This is a genomic window from Bifidobacterium sp. ESL1130, assembly GCF_058507935.1.
In genome coordinates, this window is sequence record NZ_CP196379.1 from 1,577,997 (window position 1) to 1,603,320 (window position 25,324).

General features: G+C 56.9%; 20 protein-coding genes and 1 pseudogene. 3 read left to right on the plus strand and 18 right to left on the minus strand.

The genetic code is table 11. The annotated features are described in order from the left end of the window. Nucleotides 1-172: 172 nt before the first annotated feature. The 6 genes and pseudogenes from smpB to ACSYSO_RS06210 form a co-directional block, all read right to left on the minus strand. Nucleotides 173-658, minus strand: a complete 486-nt coding sequence (gene smpB / locus ACSYSO_RS06185; RefSeq protein ID WP_489760442.1) for an SsrA-binding protein SmpB — start codon at nt 656-658, stop codon at nt 173-175. 140 nt (nt 659-798) lie between these two features. Continuing rightward, entirely contained in the window at nt 799-2,139 is a 1,341-nt protein-coding gene (locus ACSYSO_RS06190) for a CHAP domain-containing protein (protein ID WP_489760444.1), read from the minus strand. Between the two features lie 96 nt (nt 2,140-2,235). Then, complete coding sequence (gene ftsX / locus ACSYSO_RS06195) at nt 2,236-3,159, minus strand: permease-like cell division protein FtsX (RefSeq protein ID WP_489760445.1); 924 nt, start codon at nt 3,157-3,159, stop codon at nt 2,236-2,238. A 205-nt stretch (nt 3,160-3,364) separates the two neighbouring features. Continuing rightward, nucleotides 3,365-4,457 (minus strand): annotated as a pseudogene (ftsE, locus tag ACSYSO_RS06200) (cell division ATP-binding protein FtsE); the annotation flags it as partial. A 202-nt stretch (nt 4,458-4,659) separates the two neighbouring features. Next, nucleotides 4,660-5,781, minus strand: coding sequence for a peptide chain release factor 2 (prfB, locus tag ACSYSO_RS06205; RefSeq protein WP_489760482.1), 1,122 nt, complete (start codon nt 5,779-5,781; stop codon nt 4,660-4,662). A 54-nt stretch (nt 5,782-5,835) separates the two neighbouring features. Then, nucleotides 5,836-5,964, minus strand: a complete 129-nt coding sequence (locus ACSYSO_RS06210; RefSeq protein ID WP_491701703.1) for a hypothetical protein — start codon at nt 5,962-5,964, stop codon at nt 5,836-5,838. 175 nt (nt 5,965-6,139) lie between these two features. Here ACSYSO_RS06210 and dapD point away from each other — a divergent pair, with 175 nt between their 5' ends. After that, entirely contained in the window at nt 6,140-7,102 is a 963-nt protein-coding gene (dapD, locus tag ACSYSO_RS06215) for a 2,3,4,5-tetrahydropyridine-2,6-dicarboxylate N-succinyltransferase (protein WP_489760446.1), read from the plus strand. A 204-nt stretch (nt 7,103-7,306) separates the two neighbouring features. On the opposite strand, the gene map is transcribed toward dapD, so the two are convergent. Further along, complete coding sequence (gene map, locus ACSYSO_RS06220; protein ID WP_489760448.1) at nt 7,307-8,083, minus strand: type I methionyl aminopeptidase; 777 nt, start codon at nt 8,081-8,083, stop codon at nt 7,307-7,309. A gap of 134 nt (nt 8,084-8,217) precedes the next feature. Between map and ACSYSO_RS06225 the strand changes: the two genes are divergently transcribed. After that, complete coding sequence (locus ACSYSO_RS06225) at nt 8,218-10,299, plus strand: M13 family metallopeptidase (RefSeq protein WP_489760450.1); 2,082 nt, start codon at nt 8,218-8,220, stop codon at nt 10,297-10,299. 261 nt (nt 10,300-10,560) lie between these two features. Here the strand turns inward: ACSYSO_RS06225 and ACSYSO_RS06230 are convergent, their stop codons facing one another. The 7 genes from ACSYSO_RS06230 to ACSYSO_RS06260 form a co-directional block, all read right to left on the minus strand. After that, a complete protein-coding gene (locus ACSYSO_RS06230; RefSeq protein WP_489760451.1) occupies nt 10,561-11,133 on the minus strand; it encodes a single-stranded DNA-binding protein in 573 nt (190 codons plus the stop codon). Nucleotides 11,134-11,460: 327 nt separating this feature from the next. Then, complete coding sequence (locus ACSYSO_RS06235) at nt 11,461-13,281, minus strand: proline--tRNA ligase (protein ID WP_489760452.1); 1,821 nt, start codon at nt 13,279-13,281, stop codon at nt 11,461-11,463. Nucleotides 13,282-13,331: 50 nt separating this feature from the next. Next, the gene (locus ACSYSO_RS06240; RefSeq protein WP_489760453.1) at nt 13,332-14,741 is read right to left on the minus strand and encodes a PIF1 family DEAD/DEAH box helicase; all 1,410 of its coding nucleotides are present in this window, start codon (nt 14,739-14,741) and stop codon (nt 13,332-13,334) included. Between the two features lie 21 nt (nt 14,742-14,762). Then, nucleotides 14,763-15,470 carry an oligoribonuclease gene (orn, locus tag ACSYSO_RS06245; protein WP_489760454.1) on the minus strand — a complete coding sequence of 236 codons (708 nt, stop codon included), beginning with the start codon at nt 15,468-15,470 and terminating at the stop codon, nt 14,763-14,765. Nucleotides 15,471-15,861: 391 nt separating this feature from the next. Next, nucleotides 15,862-17,409 carry an IMP dehydrogenase gene (gene guaB / locus ACSYSO_RS06250; protein WP_489760455.1) on the minus strand — a complete coding sequence of 516 codons (1,548 nt, stop codon included), beginning with the start codon at nt 17,407-17,409 and terminating at the stop codon, nt 15,862-15,864. A gap of 111 nt (nt 17,410-17,520) precedes the next feature. Then, nucleotides 17,521-18,675: an MraY family glycosyltransferase gene (locus ACSYSO_RS06255; protein ID WP_489760456.1), complete on the minus strand. Its 1,155-nt coding sequence runs from the start codon at nt 18,673-18,675 to the stop codon at nt 17,521-17,523. A 4-nt stretch (nt 18,676-18,679) separates the two neighbouring features. Next, complete coding sequence (locus tag ACSYSO_RS06260) at nt 18,680-19,378, minus strand: L-threonylcarbamoyladenylate synthase (protein WP_489760457.1); 699 nt, start codon at nt 19,376-19,378, stop codon at nt 18,680-18,682. A 167-nt stretch (nt 19,379-19,545) separates the two neighbouring features. Here ACSYSO_RS06260 and ACSYSO_RS06265 point away from each other — a divergent pair, with 167 nt between their 5' ends. Continuing rightward, nucleotides 19,546-20,202, plus strand: a complete 657-nt coding sequence (locus tag ACSYSO_RS06265) for a sugar O-acetyltransferase (RefSeq protein ID WP_489760458.1) — start codon at nt 19,546-19,548, stop codon at nt 20,200-20,202. Between the two features lie 159 nt (nt 20,203-20,361). Here the strand turns inward: ACSYSO_RS06265 and ACSYSO_RS06270 are convergent, their stop codons facing one another. The 4 genes from ACSYSO_RS06270 to ACSYSO_RS06285 all read right to left on the minus strand — a co-directional run bounded on the left by ACSYSO_RS06270 (nt 20,362) and on the right by ACSYSO_RS06285 (nt 25,289). Continuing rightward, nucleotides 20,362-21,426, minus strand: coding sequence for a N5-glutamine methyltransferase family protein (locus tag ACSYSO_RS06270; protein WP_489760459.1), 1,065 nt, complete (start codon nt 21,424-21,426; stop codon nt 20,362-20,364). A 9-nt stretch (nt 21,427-21,435) separates the two neighbouring features. Then, nucleotides 21,436-22,527 carry a peptide chain release factor 1 gene (gene prfA, locus ACSYSO_RS06275; protein WP_489760460.1) on the minus strand — a complete coding sequence of 364 codons (1,092 nt, stop codon included), beginning with the start codon at nt 22,525-22,527 and terminating at the stop codon, nt 21,436-21,438. Between the two features lie 111 nt (nt 22,528-22,638). Beyond that, a complete protein-coding gene (gene rpmE, locus ACSYSO_RS06280; protein ID WP_489760461.1) occupies nt 22,639-22,851 on the minus strand; it encodes a 50S ribosomal protein L31 in 213 nt (70 codons plus the stop codon). Nucleotides 22,852-22,988: 137 nt separating this feature from the next. After that, nucleotides 22,989-25,289: a DUF2207 family protein gene (locus tag ACSYSO_RS06285; RefSeq protein WP_489760462.1), complete on the minus strand. Its 2,301-nt coding sequence runs from the start codon at nt 25,287-25,289 to the stop codon at nt 22,989-22,991. Between the last annotated feature and the right edge of the window lie 35 nt (nt 25,290-25,324).

A 25,324-nucleotide genomic window follows, 5' to 3' on the forward strand; every position in this document is an offset into this window, starting at 1 on the left:
TCCTTAACATGCTATTAAGAAACTGCGTTGCATCGCTCTCAACTTCTGGCGACCGTGCACAACACTATGTTGCACATGTGATCTATATTACATAAACTAATTCAACTCGACAACACTTGTTACATCCAGACATTCAATATGAGGTGAACTGGTGTTCCCAATTATGCTGCAATCAATATGGAAGACGGTTCTTATACCTCATCACACGCAGGGCCTCGCGCTTATCTTGTTCCTCACGCAAGGCTTGTCGCTTGTCATATTCTTTCTTACCTCGAGCTAGAGCAACCTCGACTTTCACTCTGCTTCCTTTGAAGTACAAGCGCAACGGCACAACAGTATATCCCTTGGCATCGGTCTGCCGGCTGAGTTTGGCTATCTGAGCAGCATGCAGCAACAACTTGCGCTTACGCTTGGGAGCGTGATTGTTCCATGTACCGTTAAAGTACTCAGGAATGTTGGCATTCTCCAGCCATACTTCGCCACGCCTGTCGATGGAAACAAATGACTCTGCCAGCGAAGCCCTGCCCTCACGCAGCGACTTCACCTCAGTTCCAGTCAGAGCCACACCTGCTTCGTAAGTGTCTTCAATAACATAGTCATGGCGCGCTCTGCGATTCTGTGCAACATTCACCTCAATAGGCTGTTTGTTATTCGCCATACTTGTCCCCAACCTTGTGTCCACTACTCTGTCTAAGACGGTATCTCTTATCCCAACTGTACATGATTGACATGCAGCAAACACCACCACGTAGCAGTGACGTACTTTCAACTCAATGCCCTATAAACCTATCTGAGTAATCAGCGATGAATATACTCATAAGCTCCCAAATTACCAGTCAAAGTCTCACGTGCCGGGAAGGTCGCAAAACCCTTGCCGCCTTCAGAAATCACAATCGAGTTGCTGAAGATACCCTCCACAATCGCCACATGCCCACAAGTAGAATCAGCAGTCCAATGTCCGCCTACACTTTGTCCAGCAGCAAACACCACTATGTCGCCGACTTCTCGCGGAGTACGATCAACACTATACCCTTTACGCCGCGCAGAATCTGCCCACTGTGCGCCATTACCAAAATAATCACCTACAGGCAATCCAAGCTGGTGACGGCGTATATAAGCCCACAATGTGCAATTTCGCCCTGGGTACGAGCTATAACCTTGACCAGAATCACCTGACGGATGACCAGCATAACCAGCTGAGGGGGCACTAGGCGCAGGAGCGACTTGAGCTGGCGCCTTCCCTGTAGAAACCTGCTGTGCTCCTCCTGAGTGGGCGTTTACAGTGGTGTACTGCGGAGCTACACTTTGGTTCATCTGGTCGATCTTCGCACCCAAAATCGTAATATCAGCAGCCTGCCTGGCAGAAGCACTCGTCAACTGACTCTTCTGAGACTCCAACCTCTCACGAGCAGCAGCACTCTGATCACGCAACGCCTGCAAACTCGCCTGCTTAGCAGAAGCAGCATCATACGCCTGCTGAGCCGAAGCCGCCTGCACATCAGCCTGACTCTTCAACTTCCCAATCTCCCGCTCAATAGCAGACAACCGCTGCTTACGATTCTGTGAAGTGTTCAACGTCACGGCATCGTCTGCAGCCGCATTAGCCTCACTACGAGTCACCGCAGCAGAAGACTGCATCTTATCAACAAAATCCTGCGTCGTAGAAGACTTCGTCACCACATCCATCACCGTCGACGCCTCGGAACCATGAAAACTATCCCGAGCCTGCTGAGCCACACCGGCCTTGGCATCATCATAATCAGCACCGGTCTGCCTGATCTGCTGCTCCAGATTAGCCTTATCCTTCTTCGCAGCAGCCAACCTATCCGACGTGGACTGAGCCAGACTCTTCGCCTGCGACGCAGAATCCTCAGCCTTCTGAGCATCAGCCTGAGCATCAGGAATCTTATTGGACGTCAAATCATCAAGCTGCAGAATCTGATTCGCCAAATCCTGATTCACACCAGCCAACTGCTTCTTCAAATCAGCCTGCTCAGCCACACGCTGCTGATACTCATTCACCACACTGGCCCGCGCCTGCGGCACACCAGCCGACAACACGAACGCACCCGAACTCAACACTGTGACAGCCGACACCAACAAACCAGCCACCACATTCACACGCCGCATCCTACCCATAGAAATTCACCATCCTTATGCAACTAAGCACCCATTGTACAGGACTAAGCTTGAACCCGTGTCGCACGAGCAATTGCAACATTTCGAGGCAACAACTCATACCTTCAGATAACGTCGCAGCGATATTGCGGAGGCAATGGCCGAAAGCACGGCGGCACCCACAATCAGCGCAGGCGCCGTCAACCACACTGTGGTCTGGTCAATGAACGGCATCCATTGCACCGATTTGGCGATGCCATCGGTGATGAACACTTGTACAATGGCGCTCAGCGCCGCGGATGCCAACACCGATCCTAGGAGTGATGCAAATACACCTTCTAGGATGAACGGCAATCGTATCGTCCAGTTCGAAGCGCCAACAAACCGCATGATCTCAGTCTCGTTCTTTCGGCTCGCCGCACTCATGCGGATGGTCGTGCCGGTCAGCAGCACCGCAACGATCACCATTACCACAGCCAGCACAACAGTGACTGCTGTCGCTTTGTTCAGTATGCTGAACACGGGGTCGAATATCTGACGCTGATCCAGCACTTCCTCCACTCCCGTTTTGCCGGTGAGTATCTCAGACACCTCTTGGTATTTTGTGGGATCCTTGAGTTTGAGCCGCAGAGAATCCTGCATGTCGGCCGCGGTCAAGGTCCGTCCTTGATAGACGCCATCCGGGTACTGTTTGAGGAACGTGTTCTTGTAGAACTCATCGCGGCTCTGATAGGTGATTTTGGATACCACATCGCTCAGATCACTGTTGATTTTGTTCTCCAGATCAACAATTTCCCCTTGCGTTGGAGCCTTGCCACTGGAGCAGTTGGCCACTTGGCTGGTGCCATCCGGGCACAGCCACACCACGACTTCTACTTCCTTGTACCAGTCGCCCTTGGCCTTGGTAACCTGGGCCTGCATGAGCGCTGAAGCACCGATGAAAACGAAAGAGATGAAGGTGACCAGCATCACCGATAAAATCATGGAGACATTTTGACGAAGGCTCGTCCATGTTTCCGAAATAATGAACCGCAATCTCATTGCTGACCTTCTCCTCTATCTGTACCCTGCTGTCGCTCTGCCGAACCATTTGATTGGCTGCGAGCAGTTCTCCCATTCTCGGCATGACGCGCAGCAGACTCGTTCCGTACCCCGTTTTCTTCTTTGACATGCTGCTGAACTTGCTCTTTCATGGAAGTCTCTGCACCAGCTTTGCGAGCGCCACCCTTGGGCTTCAAATCGCCGATGCCGCGCCCCCATGTCATCGTGGTCTCAGCTGATTGGAACACTTCGCCGTACCGCCCTGTTCTGCCTGAGTGCACTGAGTTGGCCAATCTGGCAATACCATCATCGCCGCTGGCAGTAGCATTTACCGCATCAACTACCGCATCCATAGCCTGACGAGTGTCTTCGGAACGATTGCGCCGTCGCACAGAACGATTATCCGTCTGTGCTGTTTGCATTGCCGGTGCCGCCTGAGTCCCCTGCATCGTCTGCTGCACTTGCAATGGCTGCACCGCAGATACTGAGTCTTGTGGCGCCTGCGCCCTGCTTGGAGCCGCTGCAGCAGGAACCGGTACGGAGTTATGCATCACCGGGTCGATGACCTGCGCGGCTTTCGACTCCACTTCGGCATCCGGGAAGTACAGAGCCGAATCATAGGAACCATGAGCCTCGTTACGCACAATCTTGCCGTTATGCAGCTCTACGACGCGCTTGCGCATCGAGTTGACGATTTCCTCGTTGTGCGTGGCCATCACAATCGTGGTGCCGGTACGGTTGATGGCATCGAGCACCTCCATGATGCCAAGCGAAGTGGTGGGGTCGAGGTTTCCTGTAGGCTCATCGGCCAACAGCAACTGCGGATGGTTCACATAGGCGCGAGCAATGGCCACTCGCTGCGCCTCTCCACCAGAAAGCTCATGAGGATAACTCCGCTCTTTGCCGCTCAAACCAACTGTTTCCAACACTTTGGGCACCAAGGAGCGAATCGTGGACCGATTGGTGCCGATCACTTCCAAGGCAAACGCGACATTCTGCCACACGGTCTTGTTGTTGAGCAGCTTGTAATCCTGGAACACGAACCCTATGGAACGCCGGTACTGCGGCACCTGACGGGACGTCAAACGTCGCAGATCACTGCCGGCCACACGAATCTCCCCGTCGGTGGCTTCTTCTTCTCGCAACAACAAACTCAGCAGCGTTGTCTTGCCTGAGCCCGAAGCACCCACCAAGAAGACGAAGTCTCCTCGATCGATGTTCAGATCGATCGAGTCCAGTGCTGCTCTGGTGCCCTTCGGATAAATCTTCGTGACCTTGTCCAGTGTGATTAGCGCCATCCGCTCTCCTTCAGTTCGGAAGAAGCCCCGGTACGAGATGTACCCTGAACTCCGGCCTGACAGGCGTTGCCTGTGTAATCCATACAACCCATAACACTACAACTTCACGACACCTGACGGTACCGCATACATATCTGCCCAAATACCTGATGAACTATGTGAGTTCACCGGTGCATTCTTCCCTTGTTTCAGGGTGAATACGCTAGCTCTCGGCAGTCTGCCGCCGCTGTTCATGCCGCCAGCGAATGCCGGCATCGATGAATCCATCGATGTCACCGTCAAACACCGCTTGAGTCTGCGCGGTTTCAAAACCGGTACGCAAATCCTTGACCATCTGGTAAGGGTGCAGCACGTAGGAACGCATCTGATCACCCCAACTGGCTTTGATGTCGCCGGCCAGTTCCTTCTTCTTGCGAGCCTCTTCCTCATGGCGCAGCACCAGCAGCCTGGATTGCAGCACAGCCATGGCGGCGGCTCGATTCTGGATTTGGCTTCGCTCATCCTGCATCGTCACCACAATATTCGTGGGCAAATGGGTAATGCGCACCGCGGAATACGTGGTGTTCACTCCCTGACCGCCAGGACCGGACGAGCAGTACGTATCTACCCTAATATCTGAATCCGGAATATCAATATGGTCGGTGGCCTCCACCAGAGGCACGACCTCAACTGCCGCGAAACTGGTCTGACGCCGGCCTTGATTGTCAAACGGCGAGATACGCACCAGACGGTGCGTGCCTCCCTCCACCGAGAGTCTGCCATACGCATAGGGCGCATCCACTTGGAATGTGGCCGATTTGATGCCCGCCTCTTCAGCGTATGAGGTATCCATCACCTTCGCCTTATAGCCGTTGCGCTCGGCCCAGCGAAGATACATACGCAGCAGCATTTGCGCGAAGTCTGCCGCATCCACGCCGCCGGCACCCGAGCGAATCGTCACCACAGCGGAACGCTCGTCATACTCGCCGTCAAGCAGCGTCTGAATCTCCATCTGGTCGAGCTCAGCCTGCACGACAGCCACTTGCGCTTTGGCCTCCGCCATGGAATCGGCATCATCCTCTTCCTGCCCCAACTCAAACAACGTTTCCACGTCATCGAGCTTGGCTCCGATGGATTCCAGCTTCTTCAACTGTCCCTGCAGCGCCGAGAGCTGACTGGTCACCTTCTGCGCGTGCGCGGTGTCATCCCATAAATCCGGTTTGGCTGCTTCCTGTCCCAACTCATCAATCTGGGACTTCAACCGATCCACATCCAGCGCCTGGGATATCGAATCGAACTTGGTGCGCGCTTCGCCCAAGCTCTGTGAAAAATCAAAATCTGCCATCATTCGCCCTTACTCACTGCCTACCGATTATCTGTGCCGGTTCCGGCAAGTCAATCAAAACACGGAGAATATCGCAGGAACGACCACCGCCAGCAGCATGGCGACCACAACGACGATGCACGTCAGCTTCGTCATTCGCTCGCGCCTCGCCCTCCGCTCCCGCTCATTCCTATAGTCATTCACGCTCGCCATTGTATCTGTGACGCCTGATTTCGCCATGCCTTGTGAATCAATCCCATACTTGATCAAAAGACATACCGCAAGAACTATGATGTAGGCACGCGGCACCGCTACACTAAGCAGTAATCAGTTCCGTAACGGGCAGTGCGCGTTTCGGCCAATACCTGCAGGAGGATGTATGAACGAACAACGCAAAGCGTGGGGCTGGGGTCTGGCCTCCATCGACGAACAAGGCGAAACACTGGATGTGTGGTTCCCCGAAGCCCATCTCGGCGAAGTACCGGACAAGAGTTCGATGCCGAATCATCGTTTCGGCACTTTAGTTCGCAATGAGGCGGATGCACGAGGCATACGCCGTGAGGCCATGTTCGTGCAATCCAATCTTGACGACCCGGTCAATGGTGCCGCAGATGCCTATCTGCGTCTGCATCTGCTCAGCATGCGCTTGGCTGCGCCGAACACACTGAACCTTGACGGCATCTTCGCCGAACTCTCCAACGTAGTATGGACGAATATGGGTCCGTTTGCCGTGCCGAATTTTGCACAACGCAAACTTGACGCCATGGCTGCCGGCAACGACGTGACCGTACTCAGCATTGACAAGTTCCCGCGCATGGTGGATTACGTGGTGCCCGAAGGCGTGCGCATAGGCGATGCCGACCGTGTACGCCTTGGTGCACATCTGGCCGCAGGCACGACCGTGATGCATGCCGGATTCGTCAATTTCAACGCAGGTACGCTCGGCACTTCCATGATCGAAGGCCGTGTATCGCAAGGCGTGGTGGTGGGCGACGGCTCCGACGTCGGTGGCGGTGCCTCAATCATGGGCACTCTCTCGGGTGGCGGCAAGTTGCGCAACTCCATCGGAGAACACAGCCTGCTTGGAGCAAACTCAGGCATCGGCATCAGTCTTGGCGACAACTGCGTGGTGGAGGCCGGTCTCTATGTCACCGCCGGTACGAAAATCACCCTGTTCGACAAGGCGAAGCTGGCTGCCGGAGAGCCGATGGAGATCGTCAAGGGTGCAGATCTTTCCGGCAAGGACAACATCCTCTTCATCCGCAACTCCGTGACCGGCACCATTGAAGCGCGCCACCGCAAGACAGGTATCGAACTCAACGATAAACTTCACAAGAACTAAAACCAAAATCTGCAATACAAATCGGCCTCTAGCAACCATCTCGCACTCGCAAGGGCTGCTAGAGGCCGTGCTTGAATCTACTCATATGCGGTAAGTATCGCCAGACTGCAAAGCCTGATACATGCGCACTCTCATCAAGCTCCGCTTACGTGGGCATGATGAGAGTCAACCCAATAAGCACTATGCGCAGAAAATGTATCCTATCTACTCGCGGACTGTGAGAATTTCAGGACCGTGTTCCGTGATGGCGATGGTGTGCTCGGTGTGAGCACCGCGCGAACCGTCGGCACTGCGCAGCGTCCAGCCATCACCCTGATCCTGGTAGATTTCGTCAGTGGTTTTCATAAACCACGGCTCGATGGCGATGGTCAGGCCCGGACGCAGCTTATAGCCGTGATGCGCCCGACCATCGTTGGCTACATGCGGATCGGCATGCATCACACGGCCGATGCCATGCCCGCCGAATTCAAGGTTGACACTGTAACCCTGCTCATGAGCCACCTCGCCCACCGCAGAAGAAATGTCGCCCAGACGATTGCCCGGCTGAGCTGCGGCGATGCCTGCCACAAGTGCGTCCTCGGTGCATTTGATAAGACGCAGATCTTCGGGATCAGGGTGAGCTCCGACCACGAAGCTGATGGCGGAGTCCCCGCACCAACCGTTCACGCTCACGGCAAGATCGAGACTGAGCAGGTCCCCTTCCTTGAGGTTGTAGTCGTAGGGCACACCGTGGAGCACAGCATCGTTGACAGAGGTGCAGATGTAGTGCTTGAACGGGCCGGTGCCGAAGTCGGGCGCATAATCCACATAGCAGGATTCGGCGCCTTTGCAGCTTTCGATGCGCTGGCGCACGATGTCGTCAATCTCAAGCAGGTTCGTGCCGACCTTGGTGACTTCCTTGAGCTCTTTCAAAATACTGCCGACAAGGCGTCCGGCAGGTTTCATCGCCTCTATCTCGGCGGGGGTCTTCAGTTCAATCATGCCTCTAACCCTACTGCGCGTTCCCAACATCGAAACTACAGCGACAATGCCCCGCCGCAACACTGTGCTGCCACGAGGTTGGGCCATACCTATGCTCAGGTGCCGGTGTCATCGAAGCCACGTAGAGTGGTGACATGGTTACTTCTCACATTTCAGGTATTGATCCTTCCTCGTTCTCTTCGGTCATTACACCGGGAGACGATTTATTCCGTTTCGTGAACGGGCCGTGGGTGGACACCTACAGCCTTCCCGAAGACCGGGCCCGCTACGGTTCGTTCGACAAGCTCGCCGAGGATGCGGAACGCCAGGTTCGCGACATTCTCGAGGATGCTGACTGCCCGGCACACAAGTCCCAGGCGCTCTACCGTTCTTTCCTGAACACCGATGCCATCGAAGAGGCGGGCATCGGGCCCATCAGCGCCGATTTGGAACGCATCGATCAGGCAGACAGCAAGATTGACCTGACTCGGGCGCTTGGCGCGCTCGACCCTGCCGACGGACCGAGCTTGTTTGGATTCGGCGTGTATGGTGACCCAGACAATCCTGAGATGAATATTCTGCACTTGGAACAAGGCGGCATCGGACTGCCCGATGAGGCTTATTATCGAGAAGACCGGTATCAGCCAGTTCGCGAGCAGTACGCCGCCATGGTGGCGAAGCTGCTGGAATTGTCAGGCCGTGCATCCGATGCCAGTCAAGCATCTTCCCAAGCCAGTCGTTTCTTGGAAGTGGAAACCGCCATCGCCTCCCACCATTGGGACAATGTGAAGACGCGTGACTCCCAGCAGACCTACAACCCCACCGACTTCGATGCGCTTGCCAAGTCACTCGAGCATTTCGACCTTACCGCATGGATTGAAGCGTGGCAGCAGTCTTATGACGGCACCACGGTGAGCAGTACTCAGCCGGTTGATTTGAAAGCCGCAATGGCCAGGACCATCGTGCACGAACCGAGCTTCTTCTCCGGTCTGGACGCGTTCTGGAACCGCACCAGCTTAGAAGACTTGAAACTGTGGGCTTCGGTTTCGCTTATCCGAGGCTGGTCCAGTGCGCTGAGCCACGATTTTGATGTGGCGCACTTCGATTTCTATGGTCGTGTACTCTCCGGCACCACGCAACAACGTGATCGTTGGAAGCGCGGTGTCTCCTTGGTTAACGGCATCTGCGGCGAGGACATCGGACGCGAATACGTCAAGCGCCACTTCCCCGAGACCTCCAAGCAGCGTGTGGAACAGCTCGTCACCAATCTTATCGATGCATACCACGTCTCCATCGAGCACAGCACGTGGCTGAGCGAGGAGACTAAAGCCAAGGCATTGGAAAAACTCTCTAAATTCACTCCGATGATCGGTTATACCAACCACTGGCGTGACTACAGCGCTCTCACGCTGAGCGCCGATGCCTCTCTGGTGGAGAATCTGCGTGCGGCATCCTTCTTCGAGAATGGAATCCAGCTTTCCAAGGTCGGCAAGCCTGTGGACCGTGAAGAGTGGGAAATGAACGCGCAGACGGTAAACGCCTACTATGACCCGTCCATGAACGTCATCGTGTTCCCTGCGGCCATCCTGCAACCTCCGTTCTTCAATCCGGATGCGGACGACGCGGCCAACTATGGCGGCATCGGCACCGTCATCGGACACGAAATCGGACACGGATTCGACGACCAGGGCAGTCAGTACGACGGTGACGGAAAGCTCCACGATTGGTGGAACGCCGAAGATAAGGCGAATTTCCAACAACTTACCGCCGCACTGATTGAGCAGTACAATGCATTCACCCCTTCCCAGCTGCTCGACAAGTATGCCGATAATCCCGATCAGGCGCCTCATGTGAATGGCGCTCTTACCATCGGCGAGAACATCGGCGATCTGAGCGGCGTCAACATCTCACTCAAGGCGTACGCATTCGCACTGGATAAAGCCGCCGGCAAGCCGGTTGACAGCTCTGCAGAAGGCATTGAACAGGCACTGGCAAGTGCCCCAGTGCTGGATGGGTTCACTGGTGTGCAGCGCTTCTTCCTCAGCTACGCCTCCATCTGGCGCACTAAGCAGCGCGATGAGCTCACCGAGCAGTACTTGCAGATCGATCCGCATTCTCCCTCGGAGTGCCGTACCAACGGCATAGCGCGAAACGTTGACCTGTTCTATCAGGCGTTTGACGTTACGCCGGATAACGCACTCTGGCTGGCTCCACAAGATCGCGTGCACATCTGGTAGTAGCAACTTTTGGTGTGCGTCCGCCATTACACACGTTCTCCTAAGTGCGCAGCGGACGCACACCACCGAGGTGGAAACGGCATCCTGCAACTGGTGCTGGCATCCGCCGATCGACGTGACCGACATGATGCCACATTGTCGGTCACGTCGCTACAGACCGCTGTTCGATCAGTGTATCGAAAAGAAATTTACACAACGCAGGTCCACCCCGTATATGCCTGGGCATCAGCATCATCTGATTCGCGCATTGTTCCGTTTGTATCAGTATGGGTCCTCACCAGTGGCATCAGCAGGTATGGGAATCATCTCACCCGATGCTGCGTGAGATGATTCGTTTTCCCACGGCAATGTGTGCTTATCGCGTATGTCGGTAGGCTCTGCACCTTGAACATGTTGTTCCAAGGGTTCGCGGTCTGTCTGCGCCGCGTTGTCAACTTCTGTTGTGCCTTCTGCAGATCCATGTTCAGCACGCCCTGCGCTGTGCTTGACAAACGTCGCCGTTCCCAGTGACAAATCATGCCCGATACCAGCCGCTTCCAACACGAGACGACTGCGAGTTTCACCGTTCACGCTCCACTCCTCGGCCCCTAACGAACCGGTGACAATAACAGGGTCCCCTTTGTGCACGCTATCCACCACGTGCTGCGCCAATGTGCGGAACGCTTTTACGGCAATCCACACCGTAGGCCGGTTAACCCATTGGCCGCTCGTCTGATTGAAATATCTCGGGGTGTATCCGACGCGCAATGTGCAGCCAAGCAGTTCCTGTTCTCTGCCGAAGCGTTCTGGATCTGCACCTACAAAACCGCTGATAGTAACCGTTGCCCGTTGCATAGTGTCTCCTGTCTATCAAGTTGACTGCAGAGACAAAGCAATTATCAGCAACCCATCCTTGCAGAATGGACGCTTGCGCTGTTCAACCCAATGTCCGCCTTGCCTCTGCGGTGATACCAGTATGCGGCATCTCACCTCGGCACCGGTCATAAACAGAGTATTGTGGACGAAAGGTCAGCACCCCGGCGTGTCTGTGGATAACCCGAGAGCTCAGTTAGACATCATCAGCACAACAAATAGACATCTTCTACATATCTGCACAACTACATAACAAAACGGGGTCAGCGGTAACCGCCGACCCCGATCATTGCTCATACCTCCAGGTTGTTACGCGCGCAACGCCTCAAGCCTCGAGACGATAACGCCCGCCGCATCTTCAGCCGGCACGCTCTGCACCTGTTCACCGGTGCGATCGCGTACTTCAAGCGTACCGTTCTCGATGGTATCGCGCCCAGCAACCACTACCAACGGCACGCCGACAAGCTCGGCATCCTTGAACTTGACGCCCGGAGACACCTTTCTGCGGTCGTCGTAAATAACCTCAATGCCTTGCTGTTCCAGCTGCTCCACCAGTGATTCGGCGGCCTCGAACGCCTCTTCCTTCTTGCCGGTGGCCACCACATGCACCTGAGCCGGAGCAATATCGACCGGCCACGCCAAGCCCTTCTCATCATGATGCGACTCGGCGATGCACGCCATGACACGTGACACCCCAATGCCGTAGCTGCCCATCCAGACCGGCACGGCCTTACCGTTCTGATCAAGCACCTTGAGTCCCAGAGCTTCGGAATACTTGAGTCCCAGCTGGAACACTTGGCCAATCTCCACACCGCGTTGGAAGGACAACGGACCGGAACCATCAGGGCTCATGTCTCCCTCACGAACCTGAACCGCCTCAACCGTACCGTCAACCTCGAAATCGCGCCCATACACCATGTTGAATGCGTCCAAGCCCTCTTGGTCGCCACCGGTCACCCAGGCCGAACCACGAGCGATATGCGCGTCGAGCAGATAACGCACCGGCTGCTCCACATCAGCACCCTCGGCACGAGCCTGGGGCCCGAGCACCATCGGCCCGATGTAGCCCTTGACGAACTCGGGGTGTGCTTTGAGGTCATCCTCGCTCGCCTCTTCAATCTCCGCAGGAGCAAACTGAGCTTCGAGACGCTTCATATCAATCTGGCGATCGCCGGGAAGACCTACCGCCACAATCTCGCGCCACGGCTCATCATGCTCGTCGTCCTCAGCATGCTTGACCGCGATAATCACGTTCTTAAGCATGTCCGCCTGCTCCCAAGCGCGACCATCCTCACGCGGATACAGAGACTGGCACTGCGACACCATATCGTCAATCGAACGAGCATCAGGCAACGGCTTGAGTTCCATGGCTGCCGTACCCGAGCAATCAATCTCAGGCACATCAGGAGTCTTCAACGCCTCCACATTCCAAGCCTTGCCGCTGGGAGCCTGAGCAAAGGTGTCCTCACCAATGGCCAATGGAGAGAGGAATTCTTGAGACTCGAAACCACCCATCGGACCGGAGACAGCATGCACCATCACATAGTCCAAGTCAAGCCGCTGGAAGATGCGCTCGTACGCGTCACGCTCGTCGACGTATGCCTGCTTCAGCCCGTCCTCATCGAGGGTAAACGAATAACCGTCCTCCATGATGAATTCTCGGCCGCGAACCAGTCCTGCACGCGGGCGGAACTCGTCGCGGTACTTGGTCTGAATCTGGTAGAGCGTGAGCGGCAAATCCTTGTAAGACGAGTACATGTCCTTGACCAGCAGCGTGAACATCTCTTCGTGCGTGGGCGCCAGCAGATAGTCAGCACCGTGGCGATCCTTCAACCTGAAGATATTCTCACCGTATTCTTCCCAACGGTGAGTGGCCTCGTACGGTTCCCGCGGCAGCAGCGCAGGGAAGTGCACCTCTTGCGCACCGATGCCGTTCATCTCCTCGCGAACCACGGCCTCGACCTTGTTGAGCACCTTCAACCCCAACGGCAGCCACGTCCATACGCCCGGGGCCGCTTTACGGATGTAGCCGGCGCGCTGGAGCAGACGTGCGGAATCAACGTCGGCATCGGCCGGATCCTCACGCAGTGTGCGCAGGAACAATTGGGACATACGAAGTGCTTTAATCATACCTCAAAAATATGCGTCCGAGCCGACAAGAGCACAAGACAACCATGCTCTTAGAACAGCTCATCCTGACTGAATTCATCGTCTGAGGCTCCATTCTGACTCTGAGCCGCTCGAGTAAATGCCAACGCCCCCTGATCTTGCAGCAAAGCGACCGCCGACTGGCAACGGTCACGCAAATCACCGTCCAACATCACCGCCTCCGGTGCGACCATGAACGCACGGTCGTTGATGCCTTCCAAATACAAGCCGTCCAGCCCCTCCACACGCGAAAGCGCCACATATCCCATGCCTGGCACGAATGTGCGGCGCAAATCCATCACCGCACGGTCGAGCGTCATGCCCTGCGACTTGTGGATGGTAATGGCCCATGCGCAGCGCAGCGGCACCTGCTTGACCGAAGCGAGCACCGTATCGCCATCCATCATGTCCCACGACGCTTGCTTCATCGTGACAGTATTGCCGTTCTCAAAGGTGACGATCGGCCATCCACCCTTGTCCTGGTCTACGAATCCCTTCACCGTTCCGATGGAACCATTGACGAACTGCCGGTCGGTATCGTTGCGCAACGCCATCACCGTAGCTCCGGTTTTGAGCACCAGATGCTCAGGGGCGAGCATGTTCTTCTTCAGACGGGCAACGAGATCTGCAGCACCGGCAGACTCGGCATCGTAGCCGTGCGTCTCATCTTGAATCTGCGCCAAACGAAGATCGTTCAGTGCATCCGCCTGCTTGTTAACAGGGAAAAGATGCACTGCAATCTCACCTTCTTGCGGTGCGATACCTTGCCGGCCAACCAACACTTCACGGTCGTCCTGACTCACTGCCCCTTCGCGAATATCGGTGAGCACGTCCAAGAGTCGGCCACTGTCCTGACGATGCTGCTCGGTCAGATAGCAGACAACCGGATTCAGCTCGTCCCATACCAACGACTGCGTGACGAACCCCTCCGGATCTTTGCCTGCAGCAGTATATCCGTCACGAAACGCTTCCAGTTCTGGGCTGGGCATCTCAGCAGCCCTGCCAGAGCGACGCACCGGAGGCAGCTGGAAGAAGTCGCCCGACAACACCACCTGCAATCCGCCAAACGGTTCGGGGTTGTGGCGCAAGGCACGGCATACCTCATCCACCATGTCGAACAGCCAGGCATGCAGCATGGAGACCTCGTCGATGACCAGTACGTCAACCGCTTGTATTTTGCGGCTACGACGAGCTCGGATACGTTTCAGCAGTGGCGGTGTCATCACTTGCGCGATACCGACGCCACTCCACGAATGGATTGTCAGGCCGTCAACATGAGTGGCCGCGATACCGGTGGATGCGGTGACGGCAACATTCAGCCCGTTGGCACGAGACTGACGCACGAACTCGTTGAGCACGTAAGTCTTTCCTGCCCCAGGAGCACCGGTGATGAAAACGTTCGCTCCAGCGTTCAGTATGGTCAACGCTTCAGATTGTTTCATCACTCACTCCTCTGCGACGCTTTAATAATCGGCCTTCTGCGGGTGATTCGGGTCTTCGACCGGGTTGCCGTTGTTCTCATAGACGCGCAGCAAACTGGTGCTCTCCACCTCAGCCGCGAGCGCCTTGGCCTGATTGCTGTCAGGCCCGGGAGCCGGGGCGAAGAAGGCTTCACGGTAGTAACGCAGCTCATCGATCGACTCGATGATATCGGCCAACGCGCGATGTCCGCCATGCTTGGCCGGCTTGTTGTTGTAGACCGCAGGGTACCAGCGGCGCGACAGCTCTTTCATCGTGCTCACGTCAATCACGCGGTAATGCAGCTGCTTCATGAGCTTTGGCATGTATTTGTCGAGGAATTTTTTATCGGAGCCGACGGAGTTTCCTGCAAGATGGGCTTTGCCGCGTGTGGGCAGGAAACGCTTGACATAGGCCACGACCTGCCGTTCGGCCTCCTCAAGGCTCAAACCGTCCTTGTGCCATTCGTCCACGAGACCGGAAGAGGTATGCATGTTGCGCACGAAATCGTTCATATGGTCTTCCGCGGCTTGGCTAGGACGAATCACCAAGTCGATGCCTTCGTCGAGCACCTTCATGTTGAAATCAGTGGGAACTACGGAAACCTCGCATAGCTCGTCATTGAAGATGTCAAGCCCGGTCATCTCGCAGTCAATCCAAATCATGCGGGAATCTTCCGCGCTGAATGTCAAATCCTCATTGTTCTCAGCCATCCCGGCCCACCTTTCCTCGCTCTACAGAACTCACGATTTTACCGCGCAGCAACGACGCATATTGCGTGTAGTTAGGCCGCACGAGTCCGGGCTGTGTGCAGACATACGTTGCGCCGGACACTCAAGGCCGTTCGGCCAAGCCTACGCCGGCGCAACGCGTGTCTGTCCACAACTCTCGCAGAGACAACCATCATCGCCATGACATTGATGGTCTACGCCAGCTCACCACTGCTGACTCAGCACCTACTATCAGCGCGCGAAACGAGCACCTTCCTCAAGAGGAGTTATTTGCGGATACCCTGTATTTTCGAGTAAAGCTCGGCCTACCGGCCTTGAGGGTTCGAAAATGCAGGGTATCCGCAAATAACTCCGGGATTGCCTTGAAGGGAAATCAGTTATGGAAGCCGTTGTAATTCGGAGCTTCGGCCGTCATCACGATGTCGTGCGGATGAGACTCACGCAAACCGGCGTCAGTGATGCGGATGAAACGTCCCTTCTCCCACATTTCCTTGATATTGTGCGCACCCACGTAGAACATGGATTGGTGCAAGCCACCGATCATCTGGTACAGCACAGCATTCAAAGACCCGCGATACGGCACTTCGCCTTCCACACCCTCGGGAATGACCTTGTCGTTGCTGGTCACATCGGCCTGGAAGTAACGATCCTTGGAGTAGGACTTCTTGCCACGTGGCGCCATGGCACCGAGCGAGCCCATACCACGATAGATCTTGTACTGCTTGCCGTGAAGCAGTACCTTCTCTCCCGGAGCTTCCTCACAGCCGGCGAGCGTGCCGCCGAGCATGACCGTGGAGGCACCGGCCACCAACGCCTTGGCAATGTCGCCGGAATAATGGATACCACCGTCGGCGATGCAGGGCACACCAGCGGCCTGGCATACTTGAGCCGCTTCATAGACCGCGGTGAGCTGCGGCACACCGACACCGGCCACCACGCGGGTGGTGCAGATCGAGCCGGGGCCGACACCGATCTTGACCGCATCCACGCCTGCTTCGATCATGGCTCGGGCGCCGGAGGCAGTGGCGATGTTGCCACCGATGACCTGCACGCCAGCGAAGGCCGGATCGGACTTGATACGTCGAATCATATCGAGCGCCAGACGAGCCTCGCCGTTAGCGGTATCCACCACAAGCACGTCCACGCCGGCTTCCATCAAAGCCGAAGCACGCTGCCATGCATCCCCAAGGAAGCCGATGCCGGCGGCCACACGCAGACGGCCCTGGTCGTCCTTAGTGGCATCCGGGTATTGCTCGGTCTTCACAAAATCCTTGACCGTAATCAGGCCGGCCAGAGTGCCGTCAGCATCCACCAGGGGAAGCTTCTCGATCTTATGCTGCGCCAGCAGGCGGTGTGCGTCGTCACGGGAGATGTCAGCCGGACCGGTGATGAGATGCTCACGAGTCATCACGTCCTTGACCTTCAAGTGGTCGTAGTCCTCGGCGGCGATGAAACGCATATCACGATTGGTGATGATACCGACGAGTTTGCTGTCATTGTCCACCACCGGCAGACCGGAAATGTGGAAGCGACCGCACAGCTTGTCGAGATCCGCCAGCGTGGCGTCGGGATTGACGGTGAGCGGGTCGGTGATCATACCGGACTCACTGCGCTTGACGATATCGACCTGCGCGGCCTGATCGTCAATGGAGAGATTGCGATGCAGCACGCCGATACCGCCGTTGCGGGCCATGGCAATGGCCATGTCGGACTCGGTCACGGTATCCATCGCAGCGGAAATTGCAGGAACCTTCATGGTGATCTCACGCGTCAGATGCGTGGTGGTGTCCACTTGAGAGGGAATCACATCAGTCTCGTTGGGCAACAGCAGCACATCATCATATGCCAAACCCAGCTGGGAGAACTTGTCAGGTAACGGTGAATACGAAGAACCAGAATCACGTGTTGAATCTAAAACCATGGCACAACTATATGGTCGGCATATGACATACGCGACCGTCAGACAGCCCGCTGCGCGCCGTGCGAAACAGACATTGCAGCAATAATCGATCTCAGTGAAAGGTGGGCCCGCCTACCGCTCGTTCTCGTCTTCTTCTTGGGCCGCGTGCAGAGCAGCCGCAGCATTTTCCTCACGCCATTCCGGCATTCTTCGTCGCAGATACGGCATCATCGTAAACACCGTCAGTACCACTGCGGCGATGATCATGGCGCTGACCACATAACGCACTTTGAAGAACAGAATCATGATGGAACCGAAGGAAATCAGAGCCGCCCAACCCCACAGAATCAGCACCGCCCCCTGCACGCTGTGCCCGATGCGCAGCATGCGATGGTGCAGGTGCATGCGGTCGGGATGCATGGGCGACTGCCCCTTCGCCAAACGACGCACAATGGCCAGCACCATGTCCAGGAACGGCAGGAACAGCACCAACAACGGCAGCAGAATAGGCATGAACACCGGCAGATAGATGCTGGTGTGCACCGATGCCGGATCGAGATGGCCGGTCATGATAATTGAAGCGCAAGTGATGAGGTATCCCAAGAGCATGGAGCCTGAATCCCCCATGAACAGTTTCGCCGGATGCCAGTTGTGCAGCAGGAAACCCACACACATGCCGACCATCGCCACGTCGAGCAAAATAGCCATGGACGCATAGCTGGGCGACGAGCGAGCAATGATGTACGAGTAAATAGCAAAGGCGATACCGCCTATGGCCACTATGCCCGAGGCCAGACCGTCAAGACCGTCGACGAAGTTCACCGCATTGATTGAAGCGACGATAAGGAATGCGGTGATGGCCATGGAGATGCTGGGAGAAGCGGTGACCAGCGAACCGAAGGGCAGGAAGATGGTCTGCACCCCGCCCCACGCCACAAAAACGGCGATGAGCAGCTGACCGGCAAGTTTGAGCATCCAATCCAAATCCCACAAGTCATCCGCCATGCCCAGCAGGCAGATCATCGCCGCACCGGCCAACACCACCCAAGCCTGGCGTGAACCCGCAAACAGCCCGGAAATGAAAGGAATCCTGCTAGCAAACAGCAGTGCGACCGTAAAACCGACAAGCATGGCCAAGCCGCCCATGCGGGGAGTCGGCACAGTGTGCACGTCCCGGGCGCGCACCTGACCTACGGCACCGATGCGAATGGCCAAGTGACGCACCAAAGGTGTGACCAGCCATGTGACGCCGCCGGCGATGGCCGCGATGAACAGATACACTCTCATGCGCTCACCCCTGCACGTCAGAGTTCGACATTGCGGAAGCGGATGCGTTGCCACACTCGGCGCCTTCACCGGCGAATATCGACAGAATTTCGGCTGAGGAAATCTTGCCTTCCCGAACGATCTCGACGCCGTACCGTGCGCTGTCATTCGCCATCACCACAGTGCTCGCCACGTGCCCGCCGGTGGGGCCACCGTCGAGATACAAATCCACATCATCGCCGAACGCAGCGAATGCCTCATGCACAGTCTGTGCACTCTCCTGCCCTGACCGGTTAGCACTCGAACACGCCAACGGACCAACCTCGCGCAGTACTCGCAGACACGGCTCACTGTCAGGCACACGCACCCCTTGAGTACGTTGACCGTGTCCGTCCGATTCCACAGTCGCAAGCCGGCAGCCTTCACGCGCCTGAGCAATCGGAGAAAAGGGGCCGGGGAGAAAAGCCTCAGCCAGTCGTTCCAACGGTTCGGACAGATACAAGCCCAACCGCTCAAGGTCGGCAACGGAGCTCATGAGCACCTGCAACGGCTTGGAAAGCGGACGCTGCTTGGCTTGGTATATGCGTGCCACCGCGCGGGAATCGAACGGGTTGCAGGCAATGCCATATACCGTGTCGGTCGGCAGCACCACCAGTCCACCGGCTTTTATCACTTCTCCTGCCCCAGCCAACGACGACTCGTTGATTTCGCATATCTCGCTCATGACGCCTCCGCAAATCTCTTGTCCAATTGCACCATTGCGCCGCGACTTCGTCACCCTCAATGCCGTGCGATATGCGGCACAACTCACACACTTCAAACCTCACTGCAATGCGATACAATGACATCATCAACCAACACATGCCACGAGCGATACCAATGGAGGACAGCATGGCATCAGTACCACCGTTTGAACTGGAACAGCCGCATGACAGCGAACTCGACGAGATGCTCGCCGGAAAAATCTACGACGCTTCCGACCCTCAGCTCGAAGCCATGCGCGTGAGAGCCGCCGACCTGTGCTCCACATTCAACTCAACACCTCGAAGCGACGCCTCGAAACGTGAACATATACTCAACTCGTTACTGCCCCACCACGGCGAAGGATTGGACATCGCCGGCCCCATCGCATTCGATTACGGATGCCACACCACATTCGGCGACCGTGTTTATGCCAATTTCAACCTGACCATACTCGACTGTGCGCCCGTCACCATCGGCAGTGACGTGCTCTTCGGACCGAACGTCTCCCTGCTGCCGGCCTCGCACCCAATCCGTTGGCAAGATCGCAACATGCGCCGTCGCGCCGACGGCAGCTACTACGACTATGAGTTCGCCAAGCCCATTACCATTGGATCGAATTGCTGGTTCGGCGGCAATGTGACGGTCATCGGTGGGGTGACCATCGGCGACGGGTGTGTGATCGGCGCAGGTTCGGTGGTGACACGCGATATTCCTGCCAACAGCGTGGCCGTGGGCAACCCTGCACGGGTGATTCGCACCATCGGAGATGCCGATGCGGCCATCTATCAGGAATATGCGCAGTAGGCACGCCTTATCAACATCCCATTTCGTTCCGTGAGCACTCTTGCCGGGTCAGACGGCAAGATCGTTATTAGGAATCGTTGATATTTCAACGATTCCGCAAATCGGTAACTGCACACTATTCGTTGCATGTACTCACGGAACGAGACACAGGCTTGTCTGCTAGCTCTTGAACGCGTATAGGTATCGCGGCCGGCCAGTGAGGTCATTGCCGGTGGCAGCACGGTCAAAACCCTGCGATTGCGCGGCTTGGACGAGTGCTTTGCCTTGACTGATGTCGTGCTCCATGACCAGCAAACCACCAGGACGAAGCAGTTTTGCCGCACGGGCAATGATGAGCTCGGGAATGCGCAGCCCATCATCTGAACCACCATAGAGCGCCATCGCTGGGTCGTGGTCACGTACCTCGGGCTGTTCAGGAACCTGTGACGCGGGCACGTAGGGCGGGTTGGTGACCACCGCATCGATGGTACCGTCCATTTCACACAATGTCTCGGCAGCTGTGGCATCGCCTTGCAACAGGTGATATCGACTTGCATCACGATCTCGCTGAGCCGAACCCGCGGCAGCAGTGCCGGGTTTAACGGGACTCGAAACCAAGGTTTGCGATGATGCCGGTACTCCGAGCACCGCATCGCGATTGCGCCGCGTCCAGACCAAAGCCTCGTTTGACTGCTCCACAGCCCATACCTCGGCATCCGGCACCTCGCTGACGAGAGCCAGACCTATAGCCCCACTGCCAGCACACAAATCCACCAATCGTGGGGCGGGTATGCGCTGCTCGGTCAGCCAGTCGAGCGCAACTTGCACCACCGTCTCGGTTTCGGAGCGAGGAATAAAGACTCCGGGCCCCACCAGCAAGTCAAAATATCGAAATGGCGCATGACCGACAATGTATTGCAGAGGTTCACGAGCGGCGCGTCGATCCACCATTTGCCAGAAGAATTGCTCTCGAGCCTTCTCATCCGCCGTGTTGTCATCATGTTCTCGCTGTGCCGCTTCGCCATCGCCAGCACAATCTTGGCTGCTTGAATAGCGAGCGCCTGAATGAAACCCATCGATCTTGCCAGCAGGCACATCACGGCCAAGCAGCAGCGCCGTATCCACATCTCGCAGTTCGACCCCGAACGCATGCGCCAGCAGCAGCTTCGCATCGTGCATCGGCGTCGGTACACCGGCCGCTTTGAGAGCGCGTACGGCACCGTCGAGCAATTCGGTCGTGCTCATCCGCACCCCTCAGCCTTTATTCGCACCCAATCGTTCAGCTTCGTCAGCCTGAATATCACTGTCGATCACGGCCTGCAGGTCGCCGTCGAGCACCTGGTCGAGGTTGTACGCCTTGTAGTTCGTGCGGTGATCCACGATGCGGTTCTCGGGGAAATTATAGGTGCGAATGCGCTCGGAACGGTCAAGCGAGCGCACTTGCGAGTGACGCATGTCGGCGGCTTCGGCAGCTTCTTTCTCATGTTTCATGGCGAGCAGACGCGACTTGAGGACACGCAAGGCGGCAGCACGATTCTGAATCTGTGACTTCTCGTCTTGCATACTCACCACCACACCGGTGGGAATGTGAGTCATACGAACGGCCGAATAGGTCGTGTTGACCGACTGACCGCCAGGGCCCGAGCTCATGAAGATATCGATTTTGAGGTCTTTGGGATCGATCTCGATCTCATCGTCATCGTCGTCAGCCTCAGGGAACACAATGACACCGGCTGCTGAGGTCTGGATGCGCCCCTGCGACTCGGTGACGGGAATGCGCTGCACACGGTGCACGCCACCCTCATATTTGAGGCTTGCCCACACACCGTCTTCCGGCGCCGGGTTGCCCTTGGCACGGATGGCTATCTGCACGTCCTTGACGCCACCAAGCTCAGTCCCGTTCTGGCTTTGAAGCGTAACCGTCCAGCCGCGCTTCTCGGCGTACCGGGTATACATGCGCAGCAGGTCGCCGGCGAAAAGGGCTGCCTCGTCGCCACCGGTACCGGCCTTGATCTCCATGATGGTGTCACGCGCGTCGTCTGGGTCTCGCGGAATGAGCGCAGTGCGCAGCTGCTCTTCCACGCCCGGCAGCTTGGCTTCCAGCTCTTTGGCTTCGGCGGCGAAATCCGGGTCTTCCTCGGCTATTTCCTTGGCTGCTTCCAGGTCGTCGCGCACACTGCAATATTCGTGGTACGCAGTGACGATGGACCCCAGTTCGGCCCTGCGCCGTCCAAGCTTGCGCATGGCCGCAGGATCGACGGCAACCTGAGGCTGACTCATCTGCGCTTCGATGCCGTTGTACTCTTCTTCAGCCTTGACCGCTGCTGCGAACTGTTCGTCTGCCATCTACCCTACCTATTTCCGCCCTGTCGCACCCTTGCCTGTACATACAAAAACGCCAGCATGCAGAAGGCCTGAATACCCAAGCCAATCTGCCATGCTGGCGCGTGAAGAATGCTACTTGCTCTTCTTGCCGTAGCGACGCTCGAAGCGTGCAACGCGGCCACCGGTATCGAGGATCTTCTGCTTGCCGGTGTAGAAGGGATGGCAGCTCGAGCACACATCAGCCGTCATGTGGTCGCCCTCAACGGTGGAGCGAGTGACGAACGTGTTGCCGCACGAGCATGTGACCTGTACGGTGTGATAATCAGGATGAATACCCTGCTTCATAATGTCTCCTAAGGAATTCAGGTGACCCGGGTCGCCTAACCCCGCTGGTCAGACGTGAACCGGAACTGTAAGTACTATAGCCATTGGCCTCGACGCATCAGCACGCTTGTCTCACGGCGAACGGCCGGCGGCACGCGCTACCTGCCGCCGAATGAACCGTCGCCGGCACCGCCGCCGCTGCCTGAAAAACCGCCGTCGGAGAAGCTGCCGTCAGACGAGCTGCCGGATGAGAGCACATGCTCAACGCTGGCCTGCACATCGTCAAGACCGGAGGCCAATTGCGCCCCGAAATCGGTGAAATCGAAACCACCTCGCGCATCCGACGAAGCTGTGGAGTCGGATTCGGTGAGCCTATCGGGCACACGACAGTACCAGTACAGCGGCAGGTCACTGACATGTGTGTCAAGCCAGTCACCATCATCCAGCTGAGGGTAGGCTCGCTCCAAGCGTTCGATGAACCACCGGTCCGAGCCTATTGCCGTGGCATAGACGAGGTATCGGCTCCACAGGCGCACATCGGGAGGATCGGATGCCATTGCATCAACATCGTCAAGATAACGTTCCAAACCCAGCAGCTGACGAGTCTCACGCACGCCCTTGCTTGTCAATTTGGCATAACGGGGAAGCTGCAGCAGAACCAAGTAGCAGAACATGACAGGAAGCCCCATCAGGAGCGTGAAACCCCATCCCTCATACCACCACACATACAGAAGGAATACCACATCCGTCACGCACGCCACCACCGTCACCACCACTGCCAGAGCCACAAGCCAGTCGGGGCGAGCCAGCCGTTGACGCCTGAATTCGCGCTGCGCACAGGTGGCGAATCGCGCATGCAACTTGGCACCGTGCTTCCAACGTTCAAGCTCATTACCAACCTGCTGCAAATCGAACACAGGCGCATTGAACCGATGCGCACACGCCTGCAGGAAGGTCAGCAGCGCGCGCTGCGAATCCGACAGAGTCGGGCCGGCATCATCTGGCCGCCGCTCGGTCATGACGATCGTCGTCGTGTTCCCGCCTTGCTGCCGTGCCATCATCCCGGCCTGCACATTGTCGGCAGTGCGACCATCGACGTTTCCGTACCATGTGTGCGATCCGGGATACAGGGCGATGAGATGCATGCCGGCAAGTTCCAGCAGCGTGGCGGACATGCTCCTCGAGTCGACTTTGGATTCCCGCCCTTTCACCAAGCCATACAGTTTCGCCGCACTCGACGCACTGATGCCAGGAATTTCGCGGTTGTACCGGACATCGTCAAAGTTCATGACGCTACGGTTCGACAGCACTACAGCGGCCAGTAGCAGCGCTATGGCGACCATATTGCTCACACCATAGGCGAGGTATCGTTCGCCCCTGCTGCGAGCAACATAGTGCGCAGAATCCTCCTCGTGCCGCTCCTCCTCCATGATGTCGTCCTTGCGCTCGCCATGCTGGCGATGCCTGACCGTTCCCATCGCGGCACGGTCGAACATCGATACAAGATCGACATGGTTTTCCGGCTCCACGCTCTTGGCTTCGAACCTCAAGTGCCCGTCCGCGGCCCGTGACGTGGTACTCGCCCCGCCGTAGTGCAGCCACGCCCACGACCGAGCAGGGACGACCCCCTGCGGCAGCGTGACGTCGGCACTCAATGTATCGATCAACGTTGTGTTGTCGTCACCGACCGGTTCCCACTTGAAGTACGCCACATCGTCATAAACGCTCACCACGTCCTTGAAAGTCATGGAGACATCGAACTTCATGCTGCTCGCGGAGTCGGTGACCGGAATGTTCCAGCCGATCTCCACAGTGTCCCCTGCACGGCCGTTACTGGAATCGCTCGACGAAGTCTCGTCATCACCATCCTCGTCGGCATCACTGCCATCAGCATCGTCATCGGCACTGGCAACATTGCCGCCACTCTTACCGTCTTCACCGCCGTATTTGTCTTCGACGAGAGCATCCTTGGCCACAGCGTCGAACTCGCTGCTCGTCATTGCCGCAGGTCTATAGGCGCACAGGTCCATGTCCTTGCATTCGTCGGCATTGACGGAGGCGTACCAGCTGCCGGCATCCACCTCATCCCAATCGTCACGCTCCAGGTTCGCTTTGGAATCGGTGGTGCCGTGCCGGTATACCTTGCCGGTCGCAACGTCCTTCACGGAGACGTCGGTGATGGCGCTCAGCTGCTCGTCACTGAGCTGGTAGCGCTGGTACAGCTGGTGCCACGGGGCGCTGCGGTGAGGCAAGGAAACATCGATGTGCTCAGTGAACCGCAGGTCGCCGTTCTTGTGGACGACCGCATCGTAATCGAGCGAACGGTAAGTGACATCACGGTCCCGGGAGCCGCCCTTAAACCCAACGGTGAGGAGCAGGAGCACCACAACGGCGACCACCGCAATCACCGCGACCGTCACTGCATCGTTGACCGCTTTGCGGGTCAGTGTTTTCGGCATACACATCCTTTGTCGTCAGTCAACGGTTCCAACCG